The following is a 19,930-nucleotide window of genomic DNA, read 5'->3' as shown; positions in this document are numbered from 1 at the left end:
GCGCCGCAATATTTATTGCGGCGGATTTAAAAAGCGTTAAGAGAAAAATATACCGGAGGCGAACCTCCGCTTAATTCACGATTTGCGACCAGATGGCTAATTCATCAATACCCAGATATTCGCGAATAATTAATCCATCGCGCAGTTCAAGCTGGCTGATACCGGTAATCGACACTGGTTTACGGGTCGGCACGCCAAATTTTCCGTAGCCGTCGTGCCAGGTCAGGAGCGACCAGCGCAGGGAAATGCGTACCGGCTCACCGGGATCCCGACGCACGATCAGGTGGTGCAGCTGCACTTCGCTGTCGGCAAAAGAGGCCCGGTAGCCCGACAGCAGTGCGGCAATCTCCTGCTCGCCCGTGCCGCTGCAGTGGCCCGGAGCGTAAAGCGTGGCGGCCGGGTGGTACAGCCCCGGCACGGTGCCGCTGTTGCCCCCGGCCCACATGGTCAGGTAGCGCTCCACCACCCCGGCGACGGGCCCCTCAACGTCATCCCCCTCCGGGCCGCCCGCCCAGCGGGCATCGAGCGTTTCAGCCGTTGCGGGGGCAATGCCGAGCTGCTCCTGCATCCCCGCCAGATTGCGGGCGAACTCCTGCACGTTTAACCCAAGCTGGGCCACAATCGCCGCTCTGTCCTGCAGGAGCCACTCCTGGCGCACCGCGCCGTCGGCGCAGATGCGGTCGGCCCAGGTGCGCACCCAGAGCGTTTTGCCGCTGGGGGCGCCAAAGAAGCCTTCGCCCATATGGCGGATGCAGGCGATAGTGCGCTGGGCGGCGTAGTACTCATTCCCGGGGTTTTCGGTGGCCAGAATGTCCTCCGTCAGCACGGTGCGCTGGGGGAAGCTGTGCATCGCCTCCAGAGTGAGGCGCATAAACTGCTGCAGGTCGGTCAGCTGTTTTTCCGGGGTGATAAAGACCACCGGCGAGGCGTAAAAGTCGGCAAGCTGGCCGATATCCTTTTGCTCCCAGACCACATGAGTCAGGGTGAGAATAAACTGTTGAATGGAATCGAACTGGGGGCTGAAGCCCGGCAATCTGCTCATTTGTCCTCCTGCGTCTGGAACATGTCATAACCCTCTGCGTCGCTGGCGCCTGCATGCGGTCGGCGCGCAGAGTGGCGTACCACCAGCTTGCCCGGCACGGTAATTTGTTCAGGTTCGATAGTGCCGCTGTCGATCTGCTTCATCAGTAACTCCACCGTGGCGCTGACCATCTCTTCAACCGGCTGCGACGCGGAGGTTAAGGCGTACGACGCCCAGCCGGACGGGCCGATATCGTCGTATCCCACCACAGAGACATCTTCCGGGATGCGCAGGCCAAACTCGTAGCGCGCCACGTCCATGACGATCACCGCCATATGGTCGTTGGCGACAAAAATGGCGTCCGGCACAGGGGATGTGGAGAAGAGCGCGTAGGCCGCGCGGGCGGTTTCCCGGGCATCGTAGTTGCCATTAACCACCCGGATATCGTCAATTCCCTGTTCCAGCAGAGCCTGCTGGTACCCGCGCTGGCGGGCAATGTTGACGGACGAGTCCGCTACCCCGCCCACGTAGGCAAAGCGCTTATGCCCTGCCGCCAGTAAAAACTCGGCAATCTGCCGTGACGCCGCTTCGTTATTGCTGTTGACGCTCGAGGCCATGCCGCTCTCTTCGCTGCGGTTAAACAGCACCACCGGGATCCCGGCGGCCAGGCACTCCTGGGAGAGATCCAGCGACAGCGTGACCGAAGCCAGCACGATGCCGTCCACCCGGTACTGCATGATCTGGTCGAAAATGCGATCCACGTTCCCGTCACGATCGCCCACGAACAGCAGCAGGTGATAGTTGAGGGTGTCCAGTTTTTGCGCCAGCGCCTCAAGCACCTGCGGGTAAAACTGGTTATCAAAATAGGAGATCACCACGCCGATGATCCGCGAGCGGGCCGTGTTGAGCGAGCGGGCGATGGCGTTTGGCCGGTAGCCCAGCTCACGCGCAGCCTTCAGCACCTTCTCACGCGTTGCCGGTGAGATGCTGGCCCCCGGCGTGAAGGTGCGGGACACCGCCGATTGTGATACTCCCGCCAGCTGCGCCACCTGCTGAGAGGTCACCGCTGTAAAAGTCTTACGTTTCATTACCCGTGTTCCTTATCCCTGACGCTTCCCGAACCGACATTTGTGGCAGGTCATTCCCCTGTCACCACGCCGCAGGAAGCGGGTACTTTTTATACTTACACCATGTTTGCATGCGTATGCAACAGCCTAAATTATTTTTTTCACAATGGTGACAAACGACCTTTACAAATTTGAAACCTTTTCGTAACTTCAATTTTTGAATACGTATGCAGCGCAGTTTTCACACCGTCAATTGTACCGGGCAACCTGGTCAGTATCCAAAAGGATTGAGCCGGTAAACGTTGTACTTGGCTGGTTACAACCCATTAATTTTTAAGAGGTTCACAACCATGTTTCGAGCACTGTTACGCCGTCCTGAAGCCCGGCTGTTTTTTATCATCAGCGTGTTGTTTTTTATCTGTATTCACAGCATTGATGCGTTTCTGGCCCCGATGATGATCAATCAGGGGATGGAGCCGCAGGTGATGGGGATCATCATGGGGGCCAGCGGCCTCGCCACCCTGCTGATCCGCTTCCCGCTGGGGATTATTTCCGACGTGGTGAAGAGTCGAAAAATCTTTATCCAGGGCGCGCTGGTGCTGCCGATCATCGCCTGGCCGCTGGCCTGGCTGGAGCCGAACGCTATCACTCTCTATCTGGCCAAAGCCGCTGACGGCGTGACTGCCGCCACCTGGGTGCTCTACAACATCCTGTTTATCCGCTACTTTGACCGCCAGGATGCCCCGGCCGCGGTGGCCTTTCTGGCGCTGGCGGGGCCGCTTGGGGTGTTCCTCGGCAACTGCATCGGCGGCCTGTTGATTCACTATTTTGAGAACAACATCGCATTTTTCGTCTCCTGCGTCTCGGCGCTGGTGGCGCTGTTCCTCACCACCCGCATCCGCGATGTGCATGATCCGGTCAAAGCCCCGACGCTGAAAGCCTGTATCGCCGGTGCCCGACTGCAGCTGGCCGACCGTTCGGTGTGGCTGATTGGTATTCTGGCGACTCTCGTCATCCTGGTGCCTTTTGCTACCCGCGATACGCTGACGCCGATCTATGCCGAGCAGTTAGGCGGGCGCGCCGGGATCTTAACCCTGCTGAGCAACATCCATCTGATTTTCTACGCCCTCGCCATCGCCCTGTGCAGCAGCGTCTTTTACCAGCGCCTTGGGCTGATGAAGACGGCGGTGCTGGGCATTGTCCTGCAGGTAGTGTCGACCTTAGGCATCCCCTTCACCAGCAATATGTATGTCATCTATCTGTTGCAGGCGCTGGCGGGCTTCTCCTTCGGGATGGCATTTGCGGCCTTTATGTCCCTGAGCGTGGTTAACACCACTTCCGATGAGCAGTCCACGCGCATGGGACTGTTCCAGACCATCTACTCCTGCGGGATGTTTGCCGGGCCGGTGATCATGGGGGTGATGATGCAGCACATTAACCTCTCGTCCGGCTATCTGTTTATTGCGGGCCTGTCGGTTGTCGCGGCGATTGTCACCCCGCTCTCCGTGCGCTGGGTAAATAACCGGAAAATGCCTGCGTCTGCGGAATTATCCATTAACGGCCCACTCGCGCCCGCGCGCGACCAGTAATTTTTATCACCCAGACATTTATCCCGGCCTGCCGGGAGGATAGTCATCACCTTAATTATGCGAGGAAGTTATTGTGGCTTATATGCTTAAAACCAGTAAACCGGTTCAGGAACGTCAGGATGCGCAGCGACAAATAAGAGAAACGGTGGAACTTATTCTGGCGGATATTGAAAAACGCGGAAATAAAGCCATTCGTGAACTGTCCGTTAAATTCGACCGCTACGACCGTCAGGATTATCGCCTGAGCGATGCGGAAATTAATGCCTGTATCAATAAACTGAGCCGCCAGGATATTCACGATATCGAATTTGCGCAGGAGCAGGTCTTTAATTTTGCCCGGGCGCAAAAAGCCTGTCTGCTGGATCTGGAAGTTGAAACCCGTCCGGGGGTTATTCTCGGGCATAAAAATATTCCCATTAACGCGGTGGGGTGTTATGTCCCTGGCGGGAAATATCCCCTGCTGGCGTCGGCCCATATGTCGATTATCACTGCCAACGTGGCGGGCTGCTCCCGCATCCTAAGCTGCGCCCCGCCGTTCGGCGGCGAGCCTGCGCCTGCGATCGTGGCGGCGCAAAAAATGGCCGGAGCCACGGAGATCTACGCCTTAGGCGGTATCCAGGCCATCGGCGCGATGGCGCTGGGCACCGATTCCCTGGCCCCGGTGGATATGCTGGTCGGCCCCGGCAACGCCTTTGTGGCAGAGGCCAAACGTCAGCTGTTTGGCCGGGTGGGGATCGATCTCTTTGCCGGCCCGACGGAGACGCTGGTGATTGCCGACGACAGCGTGGATGCCGAAATATGTGCGACCGACCTGCTGGGGCAGGCCGAGCACGGGGTGACGACCCCCGCCATTCTGCTGACCAACTCGCTGGCGCTGGCCAAAGAGACGCTGCGCGAGATCGCGCGCCTGCTGGAAAAACTGCCCACCGCCGACATCGCCCGTCAGGCCTGGCACGACTACGGGGAGATCATTGTCTGCGACAGCTACGACGAAATGCTCGCCGAAGCCGACCGTATCGCTTCCGAGCACGTACAGGTGATGACCCGCCGCGATGACTGGTTTCTGGCCAACATGACCAACTTCGGCGCGCTGTTCCTTGGCCCGCGCACCAACGTTGCCTACGGCGACAAGGTGATTGGCACCAACCACACTCTGCCGACGCAAAAAGCGGCGCGCTATACCGGCGGCCTGTGGGTGGGCAAATTCATGAAAACCTGCACCTGGCAGAAAGTGCTCAGCGACGAGGCCACCGCCGAGATCGGCAGCTACTGCTCGCGCCTGTCCCTGCTGGAAGGTTTTGCCGGTCACGCCGAGCAGGCCAACATCCGCGTGCGCCGCTACGGTCAGGTAGAGGTGCCTTACGCCACCCCTGCGCCGGTCAGAGAGAAGGTGTAAGCCATGACCTTTCCTCAGATGCCCTCTTTTAGCCTGCACGGCAAGCGTGCCCTGGTGACGGGCGGCTCCAGAGGGCTGGGGTTCGCCTGCGCCGTCGCGCTGGCCCATGCCGGAGCGGAGGTGTGGATCGCCGCCCGGGATCGCCAGACGCTGGACGCGGCGGCGACCCTTGCCGCCGAACGCGATCTGCGCCTGCATCCGGTGGTGCTGGATATCACCGATGTCGCCCAGGTTGCGGCAGTCACCGATGCGCTGCCCGCGTTCGACATTCTGGTGAACAGCGCCGGACTGGCACGCCACGAGCCGTTTCTGGCGGTGAGCGAGGCGAACTTCGACGCGGTCATGGCGATCAACCTGCGGGCCACCTTTTTTGTCAGCCAACGGGTGGCGGCGCGGATGCGCGGGGCGTGCATTGCGGGGTCGATCATTCACATCTCCTCCCAGATGGGCCATGTCGGTGGCCCGAAGCGCAGCGTCTACTGCGCGTCAAAATTTGCGCTGGAGGGGTTAACCAAAGCCATGGCGCTTGAGCTCGGCGAGGACGGGATCCGGGTCAACACCCTTTGCCCGACCTTTATTGAGACGGCGTTGACCGCGCCGTCGCTGGCCGACCCCGCCTTTCGCCGCTACGTGCTGGAGAACATCAAGCTCGGACGCACCGGCACGGTGGAAGACGTGATGGGGCCGGTGGTGTTTCTTGCCTCCGGCGCCGCGGGGATGATCACCGGCAGCGCGCTGATGGTCGACGGCGGCTGGACCGCAACATGAGGAAACAGATGGATAATCACCCCCTGCCGCTGGTGCTGATTGGCGGCACGCTCTGCAACGCGCGTCTCTGGCAGCCGGTGCTCGACCAGCTCAATGTCTCTGAGGTGGTGTGTATTACGCTGGCGGACGCCAGCTCGGCGGCGCAAGCCTCCCGCACGCTGCTGAGCGAACTGCCGCCGCGCTTTATGCTGGCGGGCTTTTCGCTGGGGGCCATTGTGGCGCTGCAGATAGTCGCCGACGCGCCCGGACGCATTGCCGGGCTGGCGCTGCTGTCGGTTAACCCTCTGGCTGATGCGCCAGAAAATGCCGCATTGCGTCGCGAGGCGGTACGCGCGGCCCGGCAGCAGGGGCTTACCCACTGGCTCACCGCCAGCCTGTGGCCGAAATACGTTGCGCCATCGCGGGTGGATGACCAGGCCCTGCACGATCTTATTTGTCTGATGGCAGAGGAGAGTGGCCTGGATACGTTCGCCACCCAGACCGAAATTGCCATTACCCGGCAGGACAATCGCACGGCGCTGGCCGCCCTCACCTGCCCCATCCTCGTTATCAACGGCCTGCACGATCCCCTCTGCACGCCTCATCACCACCAGCGGGTTGTGCAGAGCGCGCCTCAGGTGAAGCACGTCACCGTCGCCACCGCCGGGCATTTTACCCTGCTTGAGGCGCCCGATGAGGTTGCCCTCCCGCTACGTCACTGGATCCAGGAGTGTTTACATGCGTAAGAACAGACTCAGGGCAATGCCGGACGGCAGCGCCATTATCAACGGCTGGCTGGCGATCCCCTCGGGGTACAGCGCCGAGATCGTCGGCCATCAGGGCTTCGACGCGGTCACCGTCGATCTCCAGCACGGCATGATCGATTTTGCCAGTGCGCTGTCGATGCTGCAGGCGCTCTCCGCCACCCCGGCGGTGCCGCTGGTGAGGGTATCCGATAACGACCCGGCACAGATCATGCGCATGCTGGATGCCGGTGCCTACGGCATTATCTGCCCGATGATCTCCACCCCGGAACAGGCCCGGCGCTTTGTGGCCGCCTGCCGCTATCCGCCGCTGGGCAACCGCTCCTTTGGTCCGGCTCGCGGCCTGCTCTACGGCGGGGCCGATTATCCGCAGCACGCCAACGATGAAATTCTGACCCTGGCGATGATTGAAACCCGGGATGGGCTGGCGAACCTGGACGCGATCCTGGCCACCGAGGGGCTGGACGGGGTGTTTATCGGCCCGAACGATCTCTCGTTAACCCTGACCGGCAGCGCCAGCGCCGAATCGCAGCACCCTGAGATGCTGGCCGCCATTGAGCAGGTGGTCAGCCGGTGTCGTCAGTGGCAGAAAATCGCCGGGATCTTTTGTACTTCCGGCGACGCCGCCGCCCGGCGCATCAGCGAAGGTTTTCAGTTTGTCACCCCGGCGAACGATGTCATGCAACTTGGCCGCGCCTCACGCGAAGCCATCGCCCTGGCGCGCGGCAACGCGATCCCCACGACCGGCGCATCAGGCTATTAACAGGAGAAACTATGAAAGCTCGTCACATTACCCCGGAACTGGCCCGCAGCCGTCTGGTTGCCCCTGAAGATATGGTGTCCTGCAACCTGGCGTTTATCGACTGCAAGCTCCCCGGCTCGCACCTGAAACAGAACTACTCCTTTATTGGTCCGGGCGTCACCCAGTCGTCCGCCCAGGTGGTGAATATCCCGGAACCGCACGGCTTTAACATTGGCGCGGCGGCGATGCCAAAAGGGGTGACCAATAACCTGCACCTGCACTTCACCGCCGAAGTGTTTCTGATTCACGAGGGGACCTGGCGCTTTCGCTGGGGCGCCAACGGCGAAAACGAAGCCGAGTTCAGCGCCCCGGCCATCCTCTCCATTCCGACCTGGATCTTCCGCGGCTTTACCAACGTCAGTAAAGAAGAGACCTGCGGCATGGTCTATACGGTGCTGGGCGGGAATAACACCGGGGGGATCATCTGGCATCCGTCGATTCTGGCGGCGGCCAGCGAGTACGGTCTCTACCTGAGCAAAGAGAATATGCTGCTCGACGTGAATGCCGGCGATACCCTGCCGGAACCGGAGGGGCTGCTGGCCCCGCTGCCGGAACATGAGATTGCCGCCCTGCGCCACTATTCCGTGAAGGAGATGCGCCAGCGGGCGGTAACCGGGGAGGATCGCCGCTGGTCTGCGGCAGGGTTACTCGATTCGGTTCTGCCGGGCCACGGCGGCGAGATCGCCCCGGTAATCGGCTTTGGCATCAGCCAGGATAAACACGCGGCACCGGCTATCGTTAACCCGCACGGTTTTTCCGTTGAGTGGCTGCGCCTGGCCGCAGACCACCAGGTGGGCCGCCATCTCTGCCCGGACGTGCAGGTGATCATGGTCTTTAAAGGCACCCTGGAGGTGACATGGAATGAGAAAGGCGAAGAGGTGAGCATTGTCGCCCCTGAACGTTCCGTTATTTCGGTCCCGGCCAACAGCTGGCGCCGTTACCGCGCCCTGGAGGGCGATGTGGAGTGCATTCTGACCACCGAAGGCGATCAGCGTAAACGCATTTACTGGGACGAGGAGATACTGCAGCAGGCAAGAGCGGCAAACCGCTGTCTTGACCCGGACGGGTACGTGACGGCGGCGGATCTGCTGCCGGCAACGGCGAAGCGCGCGGGGCTGAAGCTCGAGGCGCTGCCGTAAAAGAAATCAGGGCGGGATCGCCCGCCCTGATTTCGGCGCGTTACTCGAAGTAAACGCCAGGGTTTTCGGACAGAGAGATAAAGGTTTTGGTCTCTTTATCCAGGGCGCGGATGTCGCCGCTTTCGATATCGTATACCCAGCCGTGCAGGCGAATGGCGTTGTTACGCAGGCCGACCGCGACGGAAGGGTGGGTTTTGATGTTGCTCAGCTGGGCGAAGACGTTCTCCTGCACCATCGCGTTGACTTTATCCGTCGCGTTGTCCCAGGTTTTGTTTTCCACGACCGCTTTCGCCGCATCGGAGTAGCGCAGCCAGTGTGATACGGCAGGCATCGGCTCGAGGTTAGCGTTATCGGCAATGGCCTTCATCGCGCCGCAGTTAGAGTGGCCGCAGATCACGATGTCGGTAACGCCCAGCGCCACAACCGCGTATTCGATAGTGGCGGACACACCGCCCGGCTCTGGCCCGAACGGTGGCACGATGTTGCCAGCGTTACGAATAACAAAGAGCTGTCCCGGCTCCTGCTGGGTGACTAATTCCGGCACCAGGCGGCTGTCAGAACAGGAGATGAACAGCGCTTTGGGATTCTGGCTGGACGCCAGGCTGCGGAACAGGTCTTTACGTTGCGGAAAAATTTCTTTTTGAAAGCTGAGAAAACCTTCAATGATATGTTGCATAGCAATGTCTCATTTTTTTGTGATTGTTACAGGCATGATCGAGATCACGGTTTTTTGAGTTTACCCACCGGCCCCGAGTTCAGACAAGCAATATATTTCTGGACCGACCCCATGACAATCTCCCGGGCACGGGCTGCAATGTCCTGCCCTTCAAAGGCGCCGTAGAGGCGTTCGAAGGCGACGTTTTCCAGCCGTGCGGCAATGCCAGCCACCTTACCTGCCGGTAACGGGAGCATGTTCGGGTAGCTCCACATAAACGACACCGCGTCTTTACCGGGGGTCACCTGCAGGATATCGCCCGCCAGCAGGGTGCCTCCATCGCGGTTCCAGTGCAGCACCGTTCCCCCGGCAAAATGGCCCCCCAGCCTGTGCAGCGTCACGTCCGGGACGATCTCAAGTGAGTCCCCTTCCCAGAAGCGCAGCGCCGGGCTGTTTCTCATTACCCACTCGCGATCGCTGGCGTGGAGGTAAACCGGGGCGTTAAAGGCCTCCGCCCAGTCCTGCATGGTGGTGTAGTAGTGTGGGTGCGAGATGGCGATGGCGTCGATCCCGCCGAGCGCGGTTATCAGCGCCTGGGTGGCGGGATCGAGATTGGCGATGCAGTCCCACAGCACGTTCCCCTGCGGGGTGCGCAGCAGGATCGCGCGCTGGCTAATGGCAAACGCGGGCACGGTTTTGATCGTTAGCAGGTTGGGTTCGAGCTGTTGCCACTTATTGGTATGGCTGGTGGTCAGGGTGGTGAAATCCACCCACGCCTGGCCCGTCGCGGGCACGTACTGGCGTTCATCGTCGCAGATGGCGCAGCGTTGGGGTTCGCGCGGGGCGTCATAGGACGTGCCGCAGGTTTTACATAAGACGATCATCACTCCTCCTGAGCGCGGGTGAGTCATCAGTATGGCAAGGATTATCCTTATGTGCGCTGGGGTGCCTCATCCCATTCATTTGCTCTATAATACGACCTGGAACAAAAACCGAACCGGGCAGGTAAATGATGGAAATTGATCTCAACAATCTGGTATTTGACGGGCTGGATGAAGCCGAAGAACGTAACGCTGAACGCCTTGACGATGCGGATAAAAAAGCGCAGGCGATTGTCGCGGACGATGATTGCGGCGACGCCTGCAAGATCTGATGTAAAAAGCCGGGTGGCGGCTACCGCCTTACCCGGCATACAACCGTAGGCCCGCGCAAGCGAAGCGCCGCCGGGCGATTTACTACGACTTCGTCAGGCTTTCAATCGCCTGCTGAGCGCAGGCCTCATCCAGATGTCCACCCGGCGCGCCGCCAATTCCGATGGCGCCAATCACCTCATCCCCTTCCCTGACCGGTAATCCTCCCGCCAGCAGCAGCAGGCCAGGGATATCACGCAGGTTTTGCGCGCCCGCGTTGCTCTGGGCGGACTCCATCACTTTCCCCGACGCGTTTTTGGTGCTGAGCGCGGTAAAGGCTTTCATTTCGCTGGCTTTCAGGGTGTGCGGACCGGCATTATCGGTGCGCTGTACCGCTTTCACCACCCCGGCACGATCCACCACCGTAACGCTGACCTGATAATTTTTGGCCGTGCAGGCCTGGATCGCCGCGCTGGCTAACGCGTTTGCCTGGGTCAGGGAGAGACTCTTTTGCGCCACGGACTGAGCATGCGCCGATACGCCGACCATTCCTGCTACACACACTGCCATCATTAACTTTTTCATCGCACATCCTCTGGTAAGTGGAAACAGATGCAGCCTATCGAAGCGGGCGATGAAATGTTATCCGGTTGATTACGGGGCGATCCTGGTAGTTATACGGATTGCAATTTGTCGTATTCCCGTATGGCCTGCACCAGGCTTGCGACTCCCAGCTTGAGGAATACCGCCGCCCGGTGCGCTTCTACCGTCCGGGGCGAAAGGTTAAGCCGGGCGGCGACCTCTTTATTACTGCTGCCTTCCATTAACGCCAGCAGCACTTCATGCTCCCGGGAGGTGAGCTGTTCAAACCGCGCTCTGACCCGTTTCGCCTCCTGCCATGCCCCCACGCGCCGCTGGCTTTCGGCGAGGGCGGCGGTGATGGACTCAATCAGCTTGTCGGCGTCCAGCGGCTTGGTGAAAAACTCAAACACCCCGTTATGAAACGCGCGGCGGCAGGCATCAATGGTGCCGTGACCGGTCATCAGGATCACCGGCAGCAGCGGCCACGGCCATTTCCCCTCTTCCAGCCAGGCCAGCCCGCCTTTACCCGGCATGCGCATGTCCAGCAGCAGGCAGCCGGCCAGCGCTTTATCTGCTCCCTGGGCGGCAGTAAAAGCGGCAATACTCTCAAAAGGCTCCACGCGCCAGTTCATTCCGTTAAGCAGAAATACCAGCGACTCCCTGACTGACGCATCATCATCAATTAACCAGATGACGTTATCCATCTGACTGACTCCCGTGGTGAGCAAACTGTAATCTGATCCTGGCTCCGCCTTCCGGGGCGTTGTCCAGAACCAGCGTGCCATTCATGCGGGTGACCAGTGACTCCGTCAGGGTCATCCCCAGCCCCGTACCGCCCTCCCGCCCGCTGTAAAAAGGCATCAGGGCGTTGTGGAGTGCTTCCGGGGTAAAGCCCGGGCCGCCGTCGACAATCTCCACCTGAACGCGTTCGCCCTCGCGGCGGCTGCGGATATGCACCCAGCCCGCCGCCCTGGCCTGCTGGGCCTGAATGGCGTTGCTGAGAAGGTTATGCAGCACCTGCTCCAGCCACAGCCGGTCGGCGCAGAGGGTTCGGGCATCGGGGGCAAAGTCATGGGTAAGGCGAACAGGCCTGGCGGTGCGCTCGTGTTCCAGCAGGTTGGCGACGTGCTGCCAGCACTCGGCGAGATCCACTTCGCCCAGGGTAACGGCATCCTGGGTGACATGCTCGCGAAAGCGGGCCAGCAGCTCGCCAATCCGCTGGGTCTGCACCAGCGCCGACCCCAGGGCCTGAGACACCGCTGCGGGGTTATCCTGGCTCAGCTGGCGTTGCGCCCCCTGGATCCAGGTCTGAACCGCGGTCAGGGGCTGGTTGATCTCGTGCACGATGCCCGCGGTGATCTCCCCCAGGGTATTGAGCCGGGCGTGTTGGTAGTACCAGGCGCGCTGGTCCGCATTCTGGCGCTGCTTACGCTGCCAGAAAATCAGCCCCCCTGCCGCCACCAGGATAGCCCAGCCGGTAAACAGCAGGAAAAACGGCAGCAGCGTCACGTTCAGCCACGCCGGTCGGGCATCGGCCTGCAGAACAAAGGGTTGGGTATGTTGGGAAAACGGCCGTTGCCAGTGCCAGAAGGCGTCCGCGGGCGGCGGCGGCATATCGCCGGTAAGATCAAGGGAGATGCGGGTAAACCGGGGCCAGGCGTTGATGACCGGCGCGGGGTCGATCAGCACCCGAATCTGTCGCCAGGGGTTGTAGAGCCAGTACTGCGTGCCGGAAACGGGTTCAACCCGGGCGGCGTCGAGCGCACGTCCCTGAGTCTTTTGCAGGTCACGTATTTGCGGGAATTTTTTGCGCAGCGCCGCCAGATCTTCATCGCCATTCAACAGCGGCAGCACCGACTCATTCTGGGTGAGCACCGCGCCAATTTCGGTAAACGCCGTGGCGAATTCACGGTCGAGTTCCCAGAACTGGCGGCGGATCTGTTCGGCATACAGCAGCACGCTGCTGAGCAGGCAGAGCGTAAGCCAGACCAGGATCCCCCGCTGTAAAAATGTTGTGCGGCTCATGCGATGAACGGGCGCAGGCAGGTCAGCCGGCCAGGGCCTTAACCACGGTTTCCATCGCCCGGGTAGTCAGTTCACTGCGTTTCACCCGCTGGTTCGCCAGCGAGGTGCGCAGGACCCCGGCGATAACAATATGCTTTGGCTCCTGCCCTAAATCCCGCATTTCAAGCACGACCTTGCCTACCACGCGACACATCTCCTGATACAGCGCTTCGTCTTTGGTTACATTGCCCATGACTTTCACTCCGTTGCCTTAAAACGCCAGCTTAATTCATTCATCGTCCGTATACAAAAAAAGCCCGGCGAGAGACCCGCCAGGCTTTGAAATCAAACGGATAAATCAGTTGTTAACCGGGATCACCGCGCCTTTATACTTGGTGCGGATCCAGTCCTGGATCTCTTTGGAGTGCAGGACGTCGACCAGGGCCACGATGTCCTTTTTCTTCTCATCGCCGCGGTGAACGGTGATGATATTGGCGTACGGGTTGTTTTCACCGCTCTCTACCGCGATCGGGTCGTGAACCGGATCCAGGCCTGCATCGATGGCGTAGTTGGCGTTGATGACGACCGCAGCGCCTTCATCGTTGTTGTACATCTGCGGCAGCAGAGAGGCTTCAACGTTCGGGGTGAACTGCAGCTTCTTCGGGTTCTCAACGATATCGCTGATGCGCGCGGTCACTTTGTCGATGCCCGGCTTCAGCTTGATGACGCCCTCTTTCTCGAAGATAGAGAGGATACGTCCCTCTTCAGAGACCGCATCACGCATGATGATTTTCCCGCCTTCCGGCAGATCTTTCAGCGACTTGTATTTTTTAGAGTAGATACCGATCGGCTCGATGTGGATCGCCCCGGCGCTGACGAAATCGTACTCTTTGTCCCCGGCGTGATCTTTCAGCACGCTGTTCAGATAAGGAATGTGCTGGAAGTAGTTGGCGTCGATGTCGCGACCCGCCAGGGCGGTGTTCGGCAGGATGTAGTCCTGGAAGGGTTTGATCTCGAGATCGATACCCTGTTTCGCCAGGATTGGCTTCGCCTGCTCCAGAATTTCGGCGTGCGGGGTGTTGGACGCACCCACGGTCAGGGTGTCAGCCCAGGAGGCAAAGCTCAGGGCGCTCAGGGTTGCTGCGGCGATCAACGTCAGTGTCTTTTTCATGATGATGGTTCCTGTGTGTTATTAGTGTTTATCTTTTGTCTAACAGTGAAGTAATGATGTCGCCGCAGAACTGGATAATGAAAACGATGATCAAAATGGTCACCGTGGCCACCAGCGTGACGTCACCATGGTTGCGCTGGAATCCTTCCAGATAAGCCAGATTTCCCAGACCACCGGCACCAATCACCCCCGCCATGGCGCTGTAACTTACCAGGGCAATCAGCGTCACCGTGATCCCGGAGACCAGGGCGGGTGAGGATTCCGGCAGTAAAACCCGAAAAATTAAGGTGCTCAGACGGGCCCCCATCGAGCGCGTCGCTTCGATCACCCCTTTGTCCACTTCACGCAGGGCAATCTCCACCAGACGGGCATAGAACGGCGCGGCCCCGACAATCAGGGCGGGCAGCGCGGCGTTCGCCCCGAGGATGGTCCCCACCACGGTTTTGGTGAAAGGGATCAGCAGCACAATCAAAATAATGAACGGGATAGAGCGGAACACGTTCACCACAATGGAAATCACGCTGTAGACCGTGCGATTGTGGAACATGCCACCCCGGGCGGTTAAAAACAGCGCCAGGCCGAGGACCAGGCCCAGCATAAAGGTGGCGACGCCGGAGAGTGCGGTCATGTAGAGCGTTTCCAGGGTAGCCGCCCAGAGCTGGTCCCATTTCAGGTGCGGGAAGAGAGTCTCAGCCATGTTTAATTACCTCACCTTCAATATCACTGTGCTGCAAATCGGCGAGGATATTGTTCAGTTGTTCTTCCGTTGCCAACACGTGCAGCCAGAGCTGGCCGAACACGCCGTGGGCGGTTTGCGTCATTTTGCCGTGCAGGATGTTAAACGGCAGGCCGTAGCGCAGCGTCAGTTCCCCCACCACGGGTTGATGGGTGCTGTGTCCGGTAAAGGTCAGCTTGATGACGGTGCCTTCCAGCACATTCGCCAGCTCCGTATTGAAGGTCTCTTCTTCAGCGTACTGGCTCACCTGGCGGACAAACTGTTGCGTAATCGGCTGCTGTGGATGGGTAAAGACCTGCAGCACCTCGCCCTCTTCCACCACCTTGCCGTTTTCCATCACCGCCACGCGGTCACAGATTTTGCGCACCACGTGCATCTCATGGGTGATAAGCACAATGGTCAGCTTAAAACGACGGTTAATGTCGAGGAGCAGATCGAGGATCTGATCGGTGGTCTGCGGATCCAGCGCCGAGGTGGCCTCATCGCAGAGCAGTACGTCCGGGTTATTCGCCAGCGCACGGGCAATGCCGACGCGCTGCTTTTGTCCGCCGCTAAGCTGGGACGGATAGGCCTGCTCGCGGCCTTTCAGGCCCACCAGCTCAACCAGCTCCGCCACGCGGGCTTTAATTTTGGCCTTTGGCACCCCGGCAATCTGCATAGAGAAGGCGATGTTCTCGCTCACGGTGCGCGACCACAGCAGGTTGAAGTGCTGAAACACCATACTGATTTTCAGCCGCGCCTGGCGCAGGGCTTCGCCTTTCGCCGCCGAGATCGCCTGGCCGTTAATGGTCACGCTGCCGGTGGTCGGTTTTTCCAGGCCATTCAGCAGGCGGATTAGGGTGCTTTTACCTGCGCCGCTGTAGCCAATAATTCCATAAATCTGTCCCTGCTCTATCGCCAGGTTCACGTTATCAACGGCTGTCAGCGCCACTTTTCCGTTATCAAAAATCTTCGAAATATTCCTGAGTACAATCATTATTCGGGTGATCCGTTCGCCTGTGGCGGTTTAGCAGTATGGATGTCCAAATGATAGTAAACAGGCGTTATTAGCTTTTAAATGAATGAAAAGGAATATCTTATAACCTGGAAGAATATGCCGCATGGCACGCGGGAAAAGGCTTATTGCTCATTTTCAGCTATCGATAGTCGAGGAGTGGCAATGGGTAAGCGCCACAAAAATGGGGCATTTGCCTTAAGGTTTTTCTCTGACGCAACATCCATGCTGCGAACCTTAACGCCTTGATAACAATCCGTTGTGAAAGTGCATATAAAATTTTTGAAACGCTGTTTTTATTTTCCTTTTGCGCATCTTTCGGCGTATAATGCGCGCCAAACTCCTGATGAATGGTTTCAGCGCTTGGACTACAAAAAACAACGCACACAACTTACCCTCTCTTCCTGGGCTGAAACACAGGCACACATTCTTCTGCACGCTCAATTGATGTCACCTATCCTTACTGCGTGTCATAAAAAATTTCGCAACACAGGTTTGACTCTGAGGCCCTGCGCCCCCGGAGCGAGATTTCCATATCCTTCTCAACTTAAAGACTAAGACTGTCATGAAAAAGACGAAAATTGTTTGCACCATCGGCCCGAAAACCGAATCTGAAGAGATGCTGACCAAAATGCTGGACGCCGGCATGAACGTGATGCGTCTGAACTTCTCTCACGGTGACTATGCTGAACACGGCCAGCGCATCCAGAACTTGCGCAACGTGATGAGCAAGACCGGTAAAAAAGCAGCAATCCTGCTGGATACCAAAGGTCCAGAAATTCGTACCATTAAACTGGAAGGCGGCAACGACGTTTCTCTGAAAGCGGGCCAGACCTTCACGTTCACCACAGACAAGTCTGTTGTCGGCAACAGCGAAATCGTTGCTGTGACCTATGAAGGCTTCACCAGCGATCTGTCCGTCGGCAACACCGTTCTGGTGGATGACGGCCTGATCGGTATGGAAGTCACCGCTATCGAAGGCAAAAACGTTGTTTGTAAAGTACTGAACAACGGCGACCTGGGCGAAAACAAAGGCGTTAACCTGCCGGGCGTGTCCATCGCACTGCCAGCGCTGGCCGAGAAAGACAAGCAGGACCTGATCTTCGGTTGCGAGCAAGGCGTTGACTTCGTTGCGGCTTCCTTTATCCGTAAACGTTCTGACGTCGTTGAAATCCGTGAGCACCTGAAAGCCCACGGCGGCGAAAACATCCAGATCATCTCCAAAATCGAAAACCAGGAAGGCCTGAACAACTTCGACGAGATCCTCGAAGCCTCTGACGGCATCATGGTTGCACGTGGTGACCTGGGCGTTGAGATCCCGGTTGAAGAAGTTATCTTCGCGCAGAAGATGATGATCGAGAAGTGTGTCCGCGCACGTAAAGTGGTTATCACCGCGACCCAGATGCTGGACTCCATGATCAAAAACCCACGTCCAACCCGCGCTGAAGCCGGCGACGTGGCCAACGCCATCCTCGACGGTACCGATGCCGTTATGCTGTCCGGTGAATCCGCGAAGGGTAAATACCCGCTGGAAGCCGTATCCATCATGGCAACCATCTGCGAACGTACCGATCGCGTGATGCAGAGCCGTCTGGATAACAACAACGACAGCCGTAAACTGCGCATCACCGAAGCCGTGTGCCGTGGTGCGGTAGAAACTGCCGAGAAACTGGAAGCCCCACTGATCGTTGTGGCAACCCAGGGCGGTAAATCTGCGAAAGCCGTGCGTAAATACTTCCCGAACGCGACCATTCTGGCCCTGACCACTAACGAAGTGACTGCGCGTCAGCTGGTGCTGAGCAAAGGCGTCGTTCCACATCTGGTGAAAGAGATCGCCTCTACTGACGATTTCTACCGTCTGGGTAAAGAAGTGGCCCTGCAGCTGGTTGAGCGTGGCCTGGCGCAGAAAGGCGACGTGGTGGTGATGGTTTCCGGTGCACTGGTTCCAAGCGGCACCACGAATACCGCATCTGTTCACGTGCTGTAATAATTTCGAACGAATTAATTTGTTAAAAAAGCGTCCTTCGGGGCGCTTTTTTTATTTCCGCTATCAGCCAAAATTATTAAAAAAGCAAATCGGGCTTTTCTATTTAACGGGGTCGTTTTCTAAGATGAATCCGATGAAAATTGTCTGTTTTAACACAATATTTTTCACGAAATAGTCAAAACAGGTGTTTCTTTGAGCGAACGATCAAAAATAGGCATATTCCCATCAAAAAAATATTCTCAACCTAAAAAACTTTGTGTAATACTTGTAACGCTACATGGAGATTAACTCAATCTAGAGGGTATTAATAATGAATCGTACTAAACTGGTACTGGGCGCGGTAATCCTGGGTTCTACTCTGCTGGCAGGTTGCTCCAGCAATGCTAAAATCGATCAGCTGTCTTCTGACGTTCAGACTCTGAACGCTAAAGTTGACCAGCTGAGCAACGACGTGAACGCAATGCGTTCCGACGTTCAGGCTGCTAAAGATGACGCAGCACGCGCTAACCAGCGTCTGGACAACCAGGCTACTAAATACCGTAAGTAATAGTACCTGTGTTAATAAAATGGCGCACATTGTGCGCCATTTTTTTTTACTCCGCATTTTGCTTTACTGAATAGCCTGTTCCTGCCCACCCTGCGACGCCTCAACCGGTAAGCGCGTATTCTGCGCCGAGAGACCTGTACTGGTCACATTTTGCCCGGCACCTGTTGATACCACGACCGGGATCCCCGCCCGACGCGACAACGCTTTATTCACCAGCAGCTTATCGCTATCGCCCTGCGAAACAAATGACGTAAAGGCGCCGGTTTGGGTAATCGCCAACGTCTGCGGGTTTTCTCCCTCCGCCGTCGCCAGCGGACGGTGCACCTCAACGTAGCGCTTACCGTCCGGCTCCACCGAGAACTTCACCGGCTCATTGATGATCTGCACCCGCGTGCCGACCCGGGTCTGGGCGAACAGCGCTTTGATATCCGGGGCGTTCATGCGCATACATCCGGAACTGACGCGCAACCCTACGCTGTCCGGTGCGCTGGTGCCATGAATCAGGTATTCACCGTTACCTATGCCCAGACGCAGCGCAAATCGTCCTAACGGGTTATTTGGCCCTGCGGGTACCACCGGGGGCAGTTTGATGCCCTGCGCCAGTGAGCGCGCTCTGATGCCCGCCGTTGGCGTCCAGGTCGGATTCGGGATCTTCTGGCTGATTTGGGTGGTGGTCACGGGCGTGTCCAGCCCCAGCTGACCAATACCCAGGGGGTAGACCTGCACGCTGTTTTCACCCGGCGGATAGTAATAGAGCCGAAGCTCCGCCAGGTTCACCACAATCCCTTCCCGGGGGGTATCCGGCAACAGCATCTGTGAAGGAATGGTGATGACCGTACCCGGTGCCGGATAGACCGGGGCGATAGTATTATTGGTTTCGAGTATTAAATGCGCAGCGGTATTAAACCGACGCGCTATTGCCTGCAGGTTATTATCACCTTCCTGGACAATATACGTCTGGTTTTGCCCGATAAGCCGGCTGCCAGCCGGTGGCAAAGGGTAATCCACCGCCCAGGCGCTATTAAGCGCGCTGAACGAACCTAAGAGAATGAGAGTTAATAGAGACGCGCGCTTCATACTGAGATTCCTTATTCACTGACGGAGCGTCAGAAAGCTGAAAAATCCGCGAGGCGGGAGCCGTCTCGCGGAACAGAATGAGGGCTGTCCTGATAGTTTAGCTAATGTTGGCGGCTTTGGCGCGGATTGCGCGGATCATCGCCTCAAGCCCCTGCGAACGGGAGGGCGTTAAATGCTGGGTGAGCGCCATTTTTTCAAACCACGGGCGGACGTCAAAGGCGACAATATCCTGGGCGGACATCTGCTGATATAAAATAAACACGACGGCAATAAGGCCTTTCACTATTGCCGCATCACTGTCACCCGCTAATTCAATCCTCCCGGCTTCATTCTGGTGCATTATTATCCACACCTGGCTCTGACAGCCCTGAATACTATTTTCCGGGATATGCTCGCTTTCGCTGAGGGCAGGCAGACGCTGCCCCAGCTCAATAATGTAGAGGTACTTCTCTTCCCAGTTTGCGCAACGCGTAAAGTTGCGCAGTAATTTATCTCTGTCTGGCAGTGCAGCCATCTCTTCCC

General features: G+C 58.1%; 23 protein-coding genes. 10 read left to right on the top strand and 13 right to left on the bottom strand.

Going from position 1 to position 19,930, the window contains the following annotated elements; translation table 11 throughout:
- Positions 1-70: 70 nt before the first annotated feature.
- Together NB069_RS09525 and NB069_RS09520 are read right to left on the bottom strand one after the other, a co-directional pair.
- Entirely contained in the window at positions 71-1,042 is a 972-nt protein-coding gene (locus NB069_RS09525; protein WP_250589115.1) for a nuclear transport factor 2 family protein, read from the bottom strand.
- Positions 1,039-2,109 carry a LacI family DNA-binding transcriptional regulator gene (locus NB069_RS09520; RefSeq protein ID WP_250589114.1) on the bottom strand — a complete coding sequence of 357 codons (1,071 nt, stop codon included), beginning with the start codon at positions 2,107-2,109 and terminating at the stop codon, positions 1,039-1,041. The genes NB069_RS09525 and NB069_RS09520 overlap by 4 nt, the downstream gene beginning before the upstream one ends.
- 329 nt (positions 2,110-2,438) lie before the next feature.
- Between NB069_RS09520 and NB069_RS09515 the strand changes: the two genes are divergently transcribed.
- From NB069_RS09515 to NB069_RS09490, 6 genes are all read left to right on the top strand, one after another.
- The gene (locus NB069_RS09515) at positions 2,439-3,677 is read left to right on the top strand and encodes an MFS transporter (RefSeq protein WP_250589113.1); all 1,239 of its coding nucleotides are present in this window, start codon (positions 2,439-2,441) and stop codon (positions 3,675-3,677) included.
- A gap of 73 nt (positions 3,678-3,750) precedes the next feature.
- Positions 3,751-5,073 (top strand): histidinol dehydrogenase, encoded by a 1,323-nt coding sequence (gene hisD / locus NB069_RS09510; RefSeq protein WP_350223411.1) that lies wholly within the window; start codon positions 3,751-3,753, stop codon positions 5,071-5,073.
- Between the two features lie 3 nt (positions 5,074-5,076).
- Positions 5,077-5,841, top strand: a complete 765-nt coding sequence (locus NB069_RS09505) for an SDR family NAD(P)-dependent oxidoreductase (RefSeq protein ID WP_250589112.1) — start codon at positions 5,077-5,079, stop codon at positions 5,839-5,841.
- A gap of 8 nt (positions 5,842-5,849) precedes the next feature.
- Positions 5,850-6,566, top strand: a complete 717-nt coding sequence (locus tag NB069_RS09500; protein WP_250589111.1) for an alpha/beta fold hydrolase — start codon at positions 5,850-5,852, stop codon at positions 6,564-6,566.
- The gene (locus NB069_RS09495) at positions 6,559-7,347 is read left to right on the top strand and encodes an HpcH/HpaI aldolase family protein (protein ID WP_250589110.1); all 789 of its coding nucleotides are present in this window, start codon (positions 6,559-6,561) and stop codon (positions 7,345-7,347) included. Before NB069_RS09500 ends, NB069_RS09495 begins: the two co-directional genes overlap by 8 nt.
- 11 nt (positions 7,348-7,358) lie before the next feature.
- Positions 7,359-8,525, top strand: a complete 1,167-nt coding sequence (locus tag NB069_RS09490) for a cupin (protein WP_250589109.1) — start codon at positions 7,359-7,361, stop codon at positions 8,523-8,525.
- Between the two features lie 40 nt (positions 8,526-8,565).
- Here the strand turns inward: NB069_RS09490 and NB069_RS09485 are convergent, their stop codons facing one another.
- Entirely contained in the window at positions 8,566-9,201 is a 636-nt protein-coding gene (locus tag NB069_RS09485; protein ID WP_250589108.1) for a carbonic anhydrase, read from the bottom strand.
- A gap of 44 nt (positions 9,202-9,245) precedes the next feature.
- Entirely contained in the window at positions 9,246-10,064 is an 819-nt protein-coding gene (locus NB069_RS09480; protein WP_250589107.1) for an MBL fold metallo-hydrolase, read from the bottom strand.
- Positions 10,065-10,192: 128 nt separating this feature from the next.
- On the opposite strand from NB069_RS09480, the gene NB069_RS09475 reads away from it, so the two are divergent.
- Positions 10,193-10,333: a hypothetical protein gene (locus NB069_RS09475; protein ID WP_250589481.1), complete on the top strand. Its 141-nt coding sequence runs from the start codon at positions 10,193-10,195 to the stop codon at positions 10,331-10,333.
- Between the two features lie 82 nt (positions 10,334-10,415).
- Here NB069_RS09475 and NB069_RS09470 read toward each other — a convergent pair whose 3' ends face one another.
- From NB069_RS09470 to NB069_RS09440, 7 genes are all read right to left on the bottom strand, one after another.
- Positions 10,416-10,895, bottom strand: a complete 480-nt coding sequence (locus NB069_RS09470) for a GlcG/HbpS family heme-binding protein (RefSeq protein ID WP_250589106.1) — start codon at positions 10,893-10,895, stop codon at positions 10,416-10,418.
- A gap of 89 nt (positions 10,896-10,984) precedes the next feature.
- Positions 10,985-11,596 carry a response regulator transcription factor gene (locus NB069_RS09465; RefSeq protein ID WP_250589105.1) on the bottom strand — a complete coding sequence of 204 codons (612 nt, stop codon included), beginning with the start codon at positions 11,594-11,596 and terminating at the stop codon, positions 10,985-10,987.
- Positions 11,589-12,917 (bottom strand): sensor histidine kinase, encoded by a 1,329-nt coding sequence (locus tag NB069_RS09460; RefSeq protein WP_250589104.1) that lies wholly within the window; start codon positions 12,915-12,917, stop codon positions 11,589-11,591. Before NB069_RS09460 ends, NB069_RS09465 begins: the two co-directional genes overlap by 8 nt.
- A 22-nt stretch (positions 12,918-12,939) precedes the next feature.
- Entirely contained in the window at positions 12,940-13,149 is a 210-nt protein-coding gene (gene fumD, locus NB069_RS09455) for a fumarate hydratase FumD (protein ID WP_250589103.1), read from the bottom strand.
- A 105-nt stretch (positions 13,150-13,254) separates the two neighbouring features.
- Positions 13,255-14,067 carry a MetQ/NlpA family ABC transporter substrate-binding protein gene (locus NB069_RS09450; protein WP_039029111.1) on the bottom strand — a complete coding sequence of 271 codons (813 nt, stop codon included), beginning with the start codon at positions 14,065-14,067 and terminating at the stop codon, positions 13,255-13,257.
- Between the two features lie 28 nt (positions 14,068-14,095).
- On the bottom strand, positions 14,096-14,764 hold the full coding sequence (locus tag NB069_RS09445; RefSeq protein ID WP_250589102.1) for a methionine ABC transporter permease: 669 nt from the start codon (positions 14,762-14,764) through the stop codon (positions 14,096-14,098).
- Entirely contained in the window at positions 14,757-15,779 is a 1,023-nt protein-coding gene (locus NB069_RS09440) for a methionine ABC transporter ATP-binding protein (protein WP_250589101.1), read from the bottom strand. The genes NB069_RS09445 and NB069_RS09440 overlap by 8 nt, the downstream gene beginning before the upstream one ends.
- A 279-nt stretch (positions 15,780-16,058) precedes the next feature.
- Here NB069_RS09440 and ynhH point away from each other — a divergent pair, with 279 nt between their 5' ends.
- The 3 genes from ynhH (at position 16,059) to lpp (ending at position 18,331) form a co-directional block, all read left to right on the top strand.
- Entirely contained in the window at positions 16,059-16,355 is a 297-nt protein-coding gene (ynhH, locus tag NB069_RS22605; RefSeq protein ID WP_434543610.1) for a protein YnhH, read from the top strand.
- A gap of 7 nt (positions 16,356-16,362) precedes the next feature.
- On the top strand, positions 16,363-17,784 hold the full coding sequence (gene pykF / locus NB069_RS09435; protein ID WP_250589100.1) for a pyruvate kinase PykF: 1,422 nt from the start codon (positions 16,363-16,365) through the stop codon (positions 17,782-17,784).
- Positions 17,785-18,094: 310 nt separating this feature from the next.
- On the top strand, positions 18,095-18,331 hold the full coding sequence (gene lpp, locus NB069_RS09430) for a murein lipoprotein Lpp (protein WP_001082307.1): 237 nt from the start codon (positions 18,095-18,097) through the stop codon (positions 18,329-18,331).
- A gap of 63 nt (positions 18,332-18,394) precedes the next feature.
- Here the strand turns inward: lpp and ldtE are convergent, their stop codons facing one another.
- Both ldtE and sufE read right to left on the bottom strand, forming a co-directional pair.
- Positions 18,395-19,408, bottom strand: a complete 1,014-nt coding sequence (gene ldtE, locus NB069_RS09425; protein WP_250589099.1) for a L,D-transpeptidase LdtE — start codon at positions 19,406-19,408, stop codon at positions 18,395-18,397.
- 97 nt (positions 19,409-19,505) lie between these two features.
- Entirely contained in the window at positions 19,506-19,922 is a 417-nt protein-coding gene (gene sufE / locus NB069_RS09420) for a cysteine desulfuration protein SufE (protein WP_250589098.1), read from the bottom strand.
- Positions 19,923-19,930 lie beyond the last annotated feature (8 nt).

The sequence above is a fragment of the Leclercia adecarboxylata genome (assembly GCF_023639785.1).
Classification (GTDB): Bacteria; Pseudomonadota; Gammaproteobacteria; order Enterobacterales; family Enterobacteriaceae; genus Enterobacter; species Enterobacter adecarboxylatus_D.
This window is presented reverse-complemented; position numbering and strand designations above follow the sequence as displayed.